Here is an 11738-nt window from a genome sequence, read left to right on the forward strand (position 1 = left end):
GATCGGCTAGCCCTGCACGCAGATCAACCCCAGATCCCCCTTCTTCACCTGCAGCTTGTAATCCCGCATCAACCTGAACAACGTCACCCGCGAAATCCCCAGCTCTGCGGCCACGTCAATCAGCCGTTCATGATGCCGCTGCAGCGCCTCGACGATCGCGGTCTGCTCGGCCGCTTCGCGGATGGCCGCGAGCGTGAGCGGGCGGTCGTCGGCGGGGGTGGCCAGCTCCAGGTCGTCGGGCTGGATCACGCCGTCTTCGCACATGGCGGCGGCGTGGCGGATGCGGTTGATCAGCTCGCGCACGTTGCCGGGCCAGTTGTGCTGCTGGATCGCGCGCAGCGCCATCGGCGAGAAGCCGCGGATGCGTGCCGGCGACTGCTTGCGCACGTTGTCCAGCACGTGTTCGGCGATCAGCAGGATGTCGCTGCCGCGTTCGCGCAGCGGTGGCTGGCGCACGCGCAGCACGCACAGCCGGTGGTAGAGGTCGCCGCGGAAGCGTTCGGCGGCGATCGCGGCTTCCAGGTCGACGTGGGTGGCGGAGATGATGCGCACATCCACCTCCACCGATTCGGTGCCGCCCAGCCGCTCGATGCGGCCGGTTTCCAGGAAGCGCAGCAGGCTGGTCTGGCTTTCGATCGGCATGTCGCCGATTTCATCGAGGAACAGGGTGCCGCCCTGTGCCATCTCGATGCGGCCGGGCTTGCGCTTGGTTGCGCCGGTGAAGGCGCCGCGCTCATAGCCGAACAGCTCTGACATCAGCAGCGTGGGCGGGATGGCGGCGCAGTTGACCGCGACGAAGGGGCGCGGGGCCCGCTCCGAGGAGCGGTGGATGGCATGAGCGGCCAGTTCCTTGCCGGTGCCGGACTCGCCGGAGATCAGCACGGGCGTGTCCCAGCGCGACACCTTCTCGATGCCGCGGAAGAGTGATTGCATGGCCGGGCAGCTGCCGATCATGCCGTCCGGGCGTGCGGTGCCGGGGCGGGCATGCTGCGCGCCCGGGCGCAGTTGCGCCATGCCGAGCGCGTGGCCGAGCGATTCCGCCAGGCGAGAGTGCTCGATCGGTGCGGTGTAATAGTCGACGAAGTACAGGCCCAGCAGCCGGCGCGCGGATTCGGTCAGGGACTCCTGGCCGGCGATGATGCCGATCCAGCCGATATGCGGCAGCGAGAGCCAGGACTCGAACGATTCCAGGTCGGCGTCGCTGAAGCCGCCTTGCAGGTCGAGCATCGCCGCAAGCGGCTGGTTGCCCGGGGGCAGCGCGTGGAGGTCTTGCAGGTTGGAGGCGAAGCTGATCTTCCAGCCACGCTGTGCGAGCATCCTGCAGAGCATGGCGTCGTGGTGCTGCGACAGGTACAGCAGCGGGCGGTTGGTGTACGCGCTCATAAAATTTCCCCGGATCTTTTGTTTTTACAAAGCCGGCGGCCTGCTGTCGCGGGTCACTGGTTTCGTTGGCGCTAAGGCTTGCGCCTGCCGCAGCATGTCAATGCCGCGGCCTGGCGCTCTCCCAAAATTGCTGCCTGCGGCGCTGCGTTGCGCTGGCCGGTGGACCCGTTTTCGCCGCCGCCGTGACCTTACCCCCCTGGTATCGGTCACGGCGGCTGCCGCTTCGCTTCGCCTGCAAGGCAGACTGTTGCTTCACCCCGTTTCTTGTCTGGATGCGCCGGTTCGGCCGATGCGTCCGTTGTTGTCTGCGTGCCGCCCCGTTTAGCCGTGGCGTGCCGCATAGTCCAGGTACCACGGGCCGCTTTTCGTCCGCTTGCGGCCCGTGTTCCTGAACGACCTCCGCTAATCTTGTCGACGACCCCTGCAACCTGGCCTGCCGATGCGGGCCAGTTCCTGCCGCGTGGCCCACGCTTACAGCGCCAGTGCGATTCCCGCCCTGGGATGCGGGGTCGTCCTGAAACTGATCTTCGGCGAACGCGTGCCAGTGTGTTGCCGCTTCGGTTTCAGACGTCCCCCTGTTCCGGGCTTCTGTTCGCGCGGACATATGTGCGACGAACGTGCCAGATATGGTTAACTCTTTGATAACAAAAGGAAAGGGGAATTTTCGGCTGGCATTTGCCCGTTATTGGCGATCAATAATGTTCCGCGTCTGATACATGCGGCCGGATTTTTATGCTGCGATGCAATATTTGGTGAGCTGGTAATGAGACACAGGCATCACGCCGCGCGGCAGAAGGGTGGCGAAAGACCTACTTTTTGGCGGCAATTCCCATCCGAAGGAGGGAGAGCGAAATTTCAAATGGACAGGCGTCAGGGCTCGGATGCAGCACGCGAGTGAAGCTGCCAGGTAGTTTCATTTCCGTTACAACGATTTGAACTCTGTACATCGGTAGCCACCCCGGCGCGCCGTGGCTGGCCTCAGCCTTTTGGCGCTGCGCGCGCCGTGCGGGAGCGCTTGGGTGGAGGGAATCGACGCGTTGACAAGCGTTTGCCCGATGCTGGCCAAGGCCGGCCCGGCCGTTTCTCATCTCTTTGGATGGGCCGGGTAGATTTTTCACGGTTGCTGGCACCGTGCGCCGATTGGTTGCATTGGTGAAACTCGGGCAGTTCCGGCAAGGCCGCGGCGCACACGTATGGCGGGTCATCGGACGGCTTGCGCCATTCGCCAAGCCCTTGATTTCACTGGCCTAGACGAAAATGATTCGTATTGCCAACATCCACGCTTCAAACGATTTCATGCATGAAACCGCTCGGCGGGCGTGCCGCCGTCGGCGGCAGGGTGGACGTGGCCGGCTTCCTGCCGGACCTGGTCCTGCAGCCATGCATGGAACTGCTGGATGGCCTTCTCGCGCGGATTGCCTTCGCGCCAGGTGACCCAGTAGTGGAGGCTGGACGGGATGCGGGCGGGCCCGATCTGCACCAGTTCGCCGCTGGCCAGGTAGTCGTGCGCCAGCTGGGCGCGCGCAGTGGCTACGCCCAGCCCGGCGACGGCGGACTGCAGCATCAGGCCGGCATCCTGGAAGATCGGGCCGCGTTCGGGCTCGTCGCCGGGCAGGCCGGCGGCGTCGAGCCAGTCGCGCCAGGGGCGCAGCGCAAAGCGCAGCATCGGCATGCGCGGCACGTCGGCCAGCGTGAAGCCGGGGTAGCGCGCCAGCAGCGCCGGGCTGGCCACCGCGATCACATGGTCCTCGATCAGGTTGTGGCATTCAAAGCCGGGCAGGTCGATGCGCTGGTGCCAGATGCCGACATCGACGCTGTACGGGTCGGGCGGCGTGATTTCTGCATGCAGCCGCAGGTGCAGGTCCAGCGACGGCACCTGGGCGTGCAGGCTGGGCAGGCGCCGGATCAGCCAGGCATTGGCCAGGTCGGCCATCACGCTGACCTGCAGCTGGACGACCGGCGGCCCGGCGCTGTTGCCGGCCTCACGCAGCGCGCTTTCGATGCTGTCGAGCGCGCCGCGCACCTGTTCGGCCAGCCGCGCGCCCACGCTGGTGGGGATCATCTGGCTGCCGCTGCGCTGGAACAGCTTGGTGCCCAGGCTGGTCTCCAGCGCGCGGATATGGTGGCTGATGGCGCTGTGCGTCAGGGCCAGTTCCTCGGCCGCGCGCGAGAAGCTACGGTGGCGCGTGGCGGCCTCGAGCGCACGCAGCGCTTGCAGCGGCGGCAGGTGGACCGGGCGTTGGGCGGGTTTGGCGGGGGATTTGGCCATGGCCGTCAAATTCTACTCACAATTGCGGCGGGTATCTTTCGTTGGCCTTGAATTGCCTGAGGAACGACAATTCGGGCCATCATGACGACTACGACTTCAAACTTGTCTTCTGCGCCCTCGCAAGCGCGACTCGCCACTGGTGCTGCTGCCGGCGCCCGCTGGCGCGTGCTGGCGGTATTCTCGCTGGGCTTCCTGGTGTCCTATCTGTTCCGCGGCGTCAACCTGGGCTTTGCGCCGCACCTGACGCGCGAACTCGGGCTCAATGCCGGCGACCTGGGCCTGCTCACCAGCTTCTACTTCCTTGGCTTTGCCTGCGCCCAGCTGCCGGCGGGCATCCTGCTGGACCGCTACGGCCCGCGCCGCACCGAGGCGGTGATGCTGCTGGTGGCCGTGGCCGGTTCGATGGTGTTCGCGCTGGCGCCCGGCATGGCCGGGCTGGCCGCCGGCCGGCTGCTGATCGGGGTGGGCGTGTCGGTGTGCCTGGGCGCCACCATCCAGGCGCTGTCGATGTGGTTCCCGCTGTCGCGCATGCCATTGCTCAACGGCGTGGTGATGGCCATCGGCGGCCTGGGCGCGGTGCTGGTCGGCGCGCCGCTGTCGTGGCTGCTGTCATTGACTGACTGGCGCACGGTCAGCATGGGGCTGACCTGCATATCGCTGGCGATGGCGGTGCTGCTGTGGTTCGGCGTGCCCGACAAGCCACGCGCCGGCAAGGAAAGCCTGCGCGAACAACTGCGCGGCACGCGCCAGATCCTGGCCAGCGAACGTTTCTGGCGCGTGGTACCGCTGACACTGCTCAACCAGGGCGTGTTCATGGCGGTGCAGACGCTATGGGTGGGTGCTTTCCTGCGCGACGTGGCCGGCTTCGATCCGGCCAGCAGCGCACAACTGGTCTCGGTGATCGGCTTTGCCATGATGGCCGGCTGCGTCGGCGCGGGCTGGGCCGCGCGCCACCTGGAGCGTATCGGCGTGAGCCTGTATGCCTTTGCCGGCACTGGCATGACCGCCTTTATTGTGGTCCAGCTGCTGCTGATGGCGCAGGTCCCGCTGCCGCCGGTGCTGCTGTGGGTGGCTTATGGCGTGTTCGGCTCCAGCGGCATCCTGACCTATGCGGTGCTGGCGCGCAGCTTCCCGGATGCGCTGATCGGAAGGGCTACCACGGCGCTGACGCTGACGGTGTTCCTGTCCACCTTTGCCTGCCAGGTGGGTGTGGGACTGGTGCTGGATCTGTGGCCTGCCACGGCCGGACACTATCCCAAGGCTGCACACCTGACGGCGTGGGGCGGACTGGTGGCGCTGCAAATATTCGCGGCCGTGTGGTACCTGATGGGTGCGCGCCGCCCGCGCTGACGATGACTGGCCCGACCTGAATTTCCCTCGCGTCGTCGCCCCCGGTTGGCGGGCTATCCCAATCCCAATGACGGGTTCGGCACGCTCAGTAAACACCTGGCAACGCGCGGAATCGCACTTTTTCGCGATACCGACAGTATTCGGGGTCGTCGGAGAGCAGCTTTTCTTCGCGATTTATCCGCACAGCCTGCAGCGCGTACAGCCCGGCATAGACCAGCAAGTTCTGCGGCCCGAAATTTGTGAGCAGGAAGCCGACGTCGGTGATGAGGTAGCCAAGGTAGATCGGATGCCGCACGAATCGGTAAGCCCCGCTCGACACGATTCCGCGATTGGCAGGCAGTATTCCGAACGAGAACCGGAGCGAGATCTTTGCGTAGATCTGCCAGGTGATTCCTATGACCTGGAGGCCAGCGCCAAGTATTTCCGGTACCAGATGCTCCCCTGGCGCCAGCTGAATTGCCACGAAATAGTATGAGGCGCCCAACGAGCAGATGACTGTGACCGGATTCCAGTCTCGTCGCTTCGGAACCCGGACAAACAGGGACAGGCCAAGGGTCAGGCAGTTTGCCAGCACGAGCAGCAGCAAGGTGATTCGCGTCGGGTCCGCGAGCCAGTGCCGAATTGCCGCGTAAGCGAACGCAGCAAACATGATGGCGCTGGCACTTCTGAGACTTGCCTCCAAAAGGAATTCCCGAAGGTCTGTTCTGGGCGCAGGGCCCCCTCGATCCTCGTCCGTTGGGCATTCTGGCATGGCTTCCCCTTGTCCTGGCGGAGTCTTGGCGCTCCGCCTCACTGGCTGTCGTGCAGTTGTTGACCAAGCGTAGCCCGTGAACGCCAGACGTCATATCGGGCAAAAGGATGTTTCGCCGATGAAAGCCGCGCATTGCCTGGTCGATGGCGCAGGCCAAGGGGAAGGCCAGAAGGAAACCGGCAACGAGCTTGCGCATCGCTATCTGGCCGTTACGTCGTTGGCCATTGCGATGGAGCCAGACCTGGCGATGTGAACAGACCTTAGAGCATGACCGGACGGTCGTCCAGCTCGTTCGGGTTGGGCCCGCCGTCAGACGGGAAGTGCGTGGCCAACAATGCATGGATGCGCGCCACCGTGGCCAGCACCGGCCGTACCGACAGGTCCTGCCTGAGTCCCCGCGCCAGTTCGTCGCACAGCTCGCGCCAGGTGGCGGGCCCCACGCAGGCGTCGATGCCGCGGTCGGCCAGCAGCTCGACCGCATGGTCGGCCAGGTTGATATAGAGCAGCACGCCGGTATGGTCCGCGGTGTTCCAGACCTCGAGCGCGCTAAACAGGAAGCGGGCGCGCTCGCGCGGCGTGACGCCGGCCCAGGCATGGCCCACCGGCAGGCTGGCTTCGATCACCACGCGGATCTCGCCGCGGTGGCTGGCTTCGCCGGCGTGCACGGCTTCATGCAGCTGTTGCTGGGCTTCGGCCGGAAAGTGCTTGCGGGCTGCGCCGGCCGTGGTGGCGATATGGTGCAGGGCACGTCGGAGATTCGGCATTGTCGTCGTTCCTTGCTGTCACCAGTTGCCCGAGGCGCCGCCGCCGTCGAAGCCGCCGCCGCCCCCGCCACCAAAGCCGCCGCCGCTGTCACCGCCGCCTCCGCCAAAGCCGCCACCACCCCAGCCGCCGCTGCGCCGGCCCCAGTCCTGCCCCATGGTGTAGCCACCCAGGCCGCCCAGCCCACCGGCGATCACGTCGCGACCGCGCCGGGTGGTGACGATCTGCGGGCCGCGTCGGCGCAGGATGGCACTCAGGAAGAAGAACACGATGATCGCCAGCGGCAGCAGTGCCGGCAGCCACTCGGCCAGCCCGGACGATTGCTGCGCCTTGCGCTGCGGTGCCGCCAGGCCTTCCTTGTCGATGGTGGCCTGGATGGCCGAGATTCCCGCCGCCAGCCCGCCGTAGAAGTCGTTCTGGCGGAAGTGGGGGGCCATCACGTCCTGCAAGATGCGCTTGGACATGGCATCGGTCAGCGACCCCTGCACGCCGCGCCCGACCTCCAGCCGCATCTTGCGCAGCCCGGGCGGGTTGTCCTTGGCGATCAGCACGATCACGCCGTCGTCGATGCCCTTGCGCCCGGCGCGCCAGGCGTCGGCCACGCGGATGCTGTAGGCATCGATCGGCTCGGGATCGGTGGTGGGCACCATCAGCACGAAGATCTGGCTGCCGCGCTGCTGCTCGTATTCCGCCAGCACGTTCTCGAGCGCGCCGCGCTGCTGCGGCGTCAGCGTGCCGGTCAGGTCGGTGACGCGCTGGGTCAGCGGCGGCACCGCGACAAAGCCGTCTGCCGCCAGCGCGGGGCCGGCCAGCAACGCCGCCAGCCATAGCAGGGCGGCCGCCAGCCAGGCGTGCCGCCAGGGCGAGCGCAGGGTGTGGCCCATGGTGTGGTCCGTCTCAGAACTTGACTGCGGGCGGCGTGGAGATGGCTTTCTCGTTGTCCACCGTGAACGACGGCTTGACCGGGTACTTGAAGACCATCGCCGTCAGGTTGGTCGGGAAGCTGCGCGCCAGCACGTTGTACTGCTGCACGGCGGCGATATAGCGCTGGCGGGCCACGGTGATGCGGTTCTCGGTGCCCTCAAGCTGCGACTGCAGGTCGCGGAACGAGGCGTCGGCCTTCAGTTGCGGGTAGTTCTCGGACACCGCCAGCAGGCGCGACAGCGCGCCGGACAGCTCGCCCTGGGCCTGCTGGAAGCGCTTGAAGGCTTCGGGGTCGTTCAGGGTTTCGGGCGAGACCTGGATGCTGGTGGCGGCGGCGCGCGCCTTGGTCACGGCCTCAAGCGTCTCACGCTCGTGCGTGGCGTAGCCCTTGACCGTGTTGACCAGGTTGGGGATCAGGTCGGCGCGGCGCTGGTACTGGTTGATGACTTCGCTCCAGGCTGCCTTGACCGCCTCGTCCTTGGTCTGGAAGTCGTTGTAGCCGCAGGCGGACAGCAGGCTGGCCATAACCGCCAGCAGCAGCCAGCGCAAGACAGGCATCGGCGAGCTGCTGGACAAGGAGGGGGACGAAGAAGCGCGCATCAGAGACTCCGCGGGTTGGACGAAAACCCAAGTGTAGCGCACCGCCCCTGTCGCCAGAGGGGCAGGCGGCGCACCGGGGCGCCGCCTGCCTGGCATGGCCTCAGCCCGCCGCGAACGCCTTGCGCGCGGCGTCGAGCGTGGCCGCCAGGATGGCGTCGTCGTGCTGCGCCGAGACAAAGCCGGCCTCGAAGGCCGACGGCGCCAGGTAGACGCCGTGATCCAGCATGGCGTGGAAGAAGCGGTTGAAGCGCGCGGTGTCGCTCCTGGTTACCTCGGCGAAGCTGCACGGCACGCCGTCGCGGAAGTAGATCCCGAACATGCCGCCGATGGCATCCGCCGCGAACGGCACGCCCGCGGCCTTGGCGGCCTCGGCCAGGCCGTCGGCCAGCTTGCGGGTCTGGGTGGCCAGGCGCTCATAGAAGCCGGGTGCCTGGATCAGCTTGAGCGTGGCCAGGCCCGCGGCCACCGCCAGCGGGTTGCCCGAGAGCGTGCCGGCCTGGTAGACGCCGCCCAGCGGCGCCAGCTTGGCCATGATGTCGCGGCGCCCGCCAAAGGCCGCCGCCGGCATGCCGCCGCCGATCACCTTGCCCAGGCAGGTCAGGTCGGGCCGGATGCCGTAGTGCGCCTGCGCGCCGCCCAGCGCCACGCGGAAGCCGGTCATGACCTCGTCCAGGATCAGCACCGCGCCGTCGCGGGTGCACAGGTCGCGCATGGCCTTCAGGAAGGCATCGGTGGCGCGCACCAGGTTCATGTTGCCGGCCACCGGCTCGACGATCACCGCGGCGATCTCGCCGGCATGCCTGGCGAAGGCCTGTTCCAGCTGCTCGACGTTGTTGTACTCCAGCACCATGGTGTGGCGCGTCACGTCGGCCGGCACGCCGGCTGACGACGGCGCGTTCTGGGTGGTGTCGGCAAAGGTCAGCAGGCCGGAGCCGGCCTTGACCAGCAGGCTGTCGGCGTGGCCGTGGTAGCAGCCTTCGAACTTGATGATCAGGTCGCGGCCGGTGAAGCCGCGCGCCAGCCGCAGTGCGCTCATGGTGGCTTCGGTGCCAGAGGAGACCAGCCGCACCTGCTCGATCGACGGCACCAGCTTGCAGATTTCCTCGGCCATGGTGATCTCGGCCTCGGTCGGGGCGCCGAACGAGAAGCTGTGCGCGGCGGTTTCCTGTACCGCACGCACCACTTCCGGGTGGGCGTGGCCCACGATCATCGGGCCCCAGGAGCCGATGTAGTCGATATAGCGCTGCCCGTCGGCGTCCCACATATAGGCGCCTTCGGCACGCGTGATGAAGCGCGGCGTGCCGCCCACCGAGCGGAAGGCGCGCACGGGCGAGTTGACGCCCCCGGGAATGGTCTGCTGGGCGCGGTCGAAGAGCTGCTGATTACGGGACATGGCGTTGAGGTGAGGACAAGGACTGCAGGGATCGTGTGCGGCGGGCCCGGGCCTTATCGTTGACATGCAGCAAAAACAGCGGAAATTCGCTGCAATTGCCGGCCAATCAGGCGCTAACATGCGCGAACACGGCGGATCTGGCACGATTCTGGCGGCCGCCGGCTGGCGCCGGCGGCACGGTTTCGGTACCATCTGCGCTGAATTTTAATGGAGAGTGGCCAGAGCCTGTTATGGAATACAAGACTTGGATGTGCCTGATCTGCGGCTGGATCTACGATGAAGCCGCAGGCGCGCCGGAAGACGGCATCGCCCCCGGAACCCGGTGGGAAGACGTGCCCATCAACTGGACCTGCCCGGAATGCGGTGCGCGCAAGGAAGATTTCGAGATGGTTGCCATCTGAGGCAGCGTCCCCCAGAAGAACAATTACCGGGCGCGCGTCGCGCCGATGCGACAGAACGCCGGCCGGCCGCGGCCGGACCGGATTGACGGCCCCCCGGCGTCTTGTCACACTCTGTTGCAAAATGACTGCCCGTCCCTCTGCCTCTGGCTGGGAGGACGGTAGGCAGGTGCGGGTTCCACGCACCGCCGCTGCCGGGCACAGCCCGGCCTTGGAAGGGAAACAAAAATTGTCGGGGGTCCGTCGGGGCGCGCATGGGGTCGCGCTGCTCCGCACGGGTGTTCTCTAGTGCTTGCCGGCGCTCCACAAGGGGCAGCCGGTCGCGGGAACAACAATGCGGGTCGCTCAAACAGAAGAAAACCAGCGGGTCAATACCGCCGGCGCCCAGGGTGTGGCGCCTGGCGTTTCCATTCCGGACACCACGGCGCCGCCGCGCCACAAGGTGCTGGTCATCGATGATTCCAGCACCATCCGCCGCACCGCGGAGATCTTCCTGTCGCAGGCGGGATACCAGGTGGTGCTGGCCGAAGACGGCTTCGAGGCGCTGGCCAAGGTGGGCGAGCTGCACCCGGACCTGGTCTTCTGCGACATCCTGATGCCCCGCCTGGACGGGTACCAGACCTGCTCCCTGATCAAGAAGAGTCCGCGCTTTCACGCCATCCCCGTGATCATGCTGTCCTCGCGCGACGGCGTGTTCGACCGCTCGCGCGGCCGCCTGGTCGGCGCGCACGACCATCTAGCCAAGCCTTTTACCCGCGAAGCGCTGCTGCACGCCGTGCAGGCCTGCCTGCCATGCCAGGCCGCGGGCCACGTGCTGCCTGCCTGAAGCGCATGCACGCGACGCCATGTACGAATCGAAGGAAAACCTCATGACTGCCATCAACAAGATCCTGATCGTCGACGACTCCCCCACCGAAGCCCTGTTCATGTCCGACCTGCTCGGCAAGCGCGGCTTCAAGGTCTCGGTTGCCAGCAACAGCGACCAGGCCTTCGCGCGCCTGCAGGCCGAGAGCTTCGACCTGATCCTGATGGACGTGGTGATGCCCGGCCAGAACGGCTACCAGGCCACCCGCGCGATCAAGCGCGACGACCGCTTCAAGGACATCCCCGTGATCATGTGCACCAGCAAGGGCCTGGACACCGACCGCATCTGGGGCATGCGCCAGGGCGCGTCTGACTACATCGTCAAGCCCGTCGACGGCGAAGAGCTGCTGGGCAAGATCGCCGCGCTGGCGCACTGAGCTGCCAGCGCAGGCCGTACGGGAAGCCACTGCCACCTGTTCCGGGGACCGCCAGATGAATGCGCCACGCCAAGACCTCCGCGCCCGCCAGACCCGCCTGCAGGACTACCAGGCCATGCTGGCCCGGCGCCTGCGCGAGGCGCGCAGCCTGCCCGCGGCCGACAGCTACCTGGCGCTGCAGGTGGGCGCGCGCAACTGGCTGCTGCCGCTGGCCGATACCGGTGAGGTGCTCGACATGCGCCCGCCCAGCCCGGTGCCGCTGACGCAGCCGTGGTACAGCGGCCTGGTCAATGCGCGCGGCAGCCTGCTGGGCGTGATCGATTTCAGCCTGTTCTGCGGCGGCGCGCCAACGCCGCTGCAGCCCGGCAGCAAGATCGTGGTGCTGTCGCGCCAGGTGGAGCGCGCCTGCGCAATCCTGGCCACGCGCGTGGCGGGTTTGCGCCATGCCGCCGACCTGAGCCTGCCGCACGGCGATGCGCCACCACCGGCCGGCACGCCGGCATGGGAAGGGCAACGCTTTGCCGACCGCGACGGGCGTGACTGGCAGGTGCTGGACGTGCGCGCGCTGCTGGACGCGCCGGCCTTCCTGCAGGTGGGACGGGTTGCGGCCTGAGGCCCGCCGCCAATTACAAGATACAAGAATGACGCGCAGGCCACGGCCTGCGGC

At 67.0% G+C, this 11738-nt stretch carries 13 protein-coding genes; 6 read left to right on the forward strand and 7 right to left on the reverse strand.

Translation table 11 applies throughout. The annotated features are described in order from the left end of the window. Window positions 1-6: 6 nt before the first annotated feature. Both CNE_RS03570 and CNE_RS03575 read right to left on the reverse strand, forming a co-directional pair. A complete protein-coding gene (locus tag CNE_RS03570) occupies window positions 7-1383 on the reverse strand; it encodes a sigma-54 dependent transcriptional regulator (protein WP_013955779.1) in 1377 nt (458 codons plus the stop codon). A 1294-nt stretch (window positions 1384-2677) separates the two neighbouring features. Then, window positions 2678-3652, reverse strand: a complete 975-nt coding sequence (locus CNE_RS03575; RefSeq protein WP_013955782.1) for a LysR substrate-binding domain-containing protein — start codon at window positions 3650-3652, stop codon at window positions 2678-2680. Window positions 3653-3733: 81 nt separating this feature from the next. On the opposite strand from CNE_RS03575, the gene CNE_RS03580 reads away from it, so the two are divergent. Then, window positions 3734-5002: an MFS transporter gene (locus CNE_RS03580; RefSeq protein WP_013955783.1), complete on the forward strand. Its 1269-nt coding sequence runs from the start codon at window positions 3734-3736 to the stop codon at window positions 5000-5002. 85 nt (window positions 5003-5087) lie between these two features. Here CNE_RS03580 and CNE_RS03585 read toward each other — a convergent pair whose 3' ends face one another. Next, window positions 5088-5651, reverse strand: coding sequence for a methyltransferase family protein (locus tag CNE_RS03585; RefSeq protein ID WP_319609834.1), 564 nt, complete (start codon window positions 5649-5651; stop codon window positions 5088-5090). Between the two features lie 178 nt (window positions 5652-5829). Here CNE_RS03585 and CNE_RS41470 point away from each other — a divergent pair, with 178 nt between their 5' ends. Next, window positions 5830-6006: a hypothetical protein gene (locus CNE_RS41470; RefSeq protein WP_013955784.1), complete on the forward strand. Its 177-nt coding sequence runs from the start codon at window positions 5830-5832 to the stop codon at window positions 6004-6006. A gap of 7 nt (window positions 6007-6013) precedes the next feature. Here CNE_RS41470 and CNE_RS03590 read toward each other — a convergent pair whose 3' ends face one another. The 4 genes from CNE_RS03590 to hemL all read right to left on the reverse strand — a co-directional run bounded on the left by CNE_RS03590 (window position 6014) and on the right by hemL (window position 9432). Further along, entirely contained in the window at window positions 6014-6517 is a 504-nt protein-coding gene (locus CNE_RS03590) for a TPM domain-containing protein (protein WP_013955786.1), read from the reverse strand. An 18-nt stretch (window positions 6518-6535) separates the two neighbouring features. Continuing rightward, entirely contained in the window at window positions 6536-7399 is an 864-nt protein-coding gene (locus CNE_RS03595; protein WP_013955787.1) for a TPM domain-containing protein, read from the reverse strand. Window positions 7400-7412: 13 nt separating this feature from the next. Beyond that, entirely contained in the window at window positions 7413-8039 is a 627-nt protein-coding gene (locus CNE_RS03600) for a LemA family protein (protein WP_013955788.1), read from the reverse strand. A 100-nt stretch (window positions 8040-8139) separates the two neighbouring features. Next, window positions 8140-9432 carry a glutamate-1-semialdehyde 2,1-aminomutase gene (gene hemL / locus CNE_RS03605; RefSeq protein WP_013955789.1) on the reverse strand — a complete coding sequence of 431 codons (1293 nt, stop codon included), beginning with the start codon at window positions 9430-9432 and terminating at the stop codon, window positions 8140-8142. Between the two features lie 230 nt (window positions 9433-9662). Between hemL and CNE_RS03610 the strand changes: the two genes are divergently transcribed. From CNE_RS03610 to CNE_RS03625, 4 genes are all read left to right on the forward strand, one after another. Continuing rightward, window positions 9663-9833 (forward strand): rubredoxin, encoded by a 171-nt coding sequence (locus CNE_RS03610; protein ID WP_010813017.1) that lies wholly within the window; start codon window positions 9663-9665, stop codon window positions 9831-9833. A 331-nt stretch (window positions 9834-10164) separates the two neighbouring features. Further along, a complete protein-coding gene (locus CNE_RS03615) occupies window positions 10165-10656 on the forward strand; it encodes a response regulator (protein WP_013955790.1) in 492 nt (163 codons plus the stop codon). Between the two features lie 43 nt (window positions 10657-10699). Next, a complete protein-coding gene (locus CNE_RS03620; RefSeq protein ID WP_010813015.1) occupies window positions 10700-11071 on the forward strand; it encodes a response regulator in 372 nt (123 codons plus the stop codon). 55 nt (window positions 11072-11126) lie between these two features. Next, a complete protein-coding gene (locus CNE_RS03625; RefSeq protein ID WP_013955791.1) occupies window positions 11127-11684 on the forward strand; it encodes a chemotaxis protein CheW in 558 nt (185 codons plus the stop codon). Window positions 11685-11738: the final 54 nt, after the last annotated feature.

The sequence above is a fragment of the Cupriavidus necator N-1 genome, assembly GCF_000219215.1.
In the GTDB taxonomy this organism is placed as follows: Bacteria; Pseudomonadota; Gammaproteobacteria; order Burkholderiales; family Burkholderiaceae; genus Cupriavidus; species Cupriavidus necator.

Coding starts and splice junctions, on each gene's coding strand:
- CNE_RS03570 (WP_013955779.1), bottom strand. CDS start 1,383: ATGAGCGCGTACACCAACCGCCCGCTGCTGTACCTGTCGCAGCACCAC.
- CNE_RS03575 (WP_013955782.1), bottom strand. CDS start 3,652: ATGGCCAAATCCCCCGCCAAACCCGCCCAACGCCCGGTCCACCTGCCG.
- CNE_RS03580 (WP_013955783.1), top strand. CDS start 3,734: ATGACGACTACGACTTCAAACTTGTCTTCTGCGCCCTCGCAAGCGCGA.
- CNE_RS03585 (WP_319609834.1), bottom strand. CDS start 5,651: ATGTTTGCTGCGTTCGCTTACGCGGCAATTCGGCACTGGCTCGCGGAC.
- CNE_RS03590 (WP_013955786.1), bottom strand. CDS start 6,517: ATGCCGAATCTCCGACGTGCCCTGCACCATATCGCCACCACGGCCGGC.
- CNE_RS03595 (WP_013955787.1), bottom strand. CDS start 7,399: ATGGGCCACACCCTGCGCTCGCCCTGGCGGCACGCCTGGCTGGCGGCC.
- CNE_RS03600 (WP_013955788.1), bottom strand. CDS start 8,039: ATGCGCGCTTCTTCGTCCCCCTCCTTGTCCAGCAGCTCGCCGATGCCT.
- hemL (WP_013955789.1), bottom strand. CDS start 9,432: ATGTCCCGTAATCAGCAGCTCTTCGACCGCGCCCAGCAGACCATTCCC.
- CNE_RS03610 (WP_010813017.1), top strand. CDS start 9,663: ATGGAATACAAGACTTGGATGTGCCTGATCTGCGGCTGGATCTACGAT.
- CNE_RS03615 (WP_013955790.1), top strand. CDS start 10,165: ATGCGGGTCGCTCAAACAGAAGAAAACCAGCGGGTCAATACCGCCGGC.
- CNE_RS03620 (WP_010813015.1), top strand. CDS start 10,700: ATGACTGCCATCAACAAGATCCTGATCGTCGACGACTCCCCCACCGAA.
- CNE_RS03625 (WP_013955791.1), top strand. CDS start 11,127: ATGAATGCGCCACGCCAAGACCTCCGCGCCCGCCAGACCCGCCTGCAG.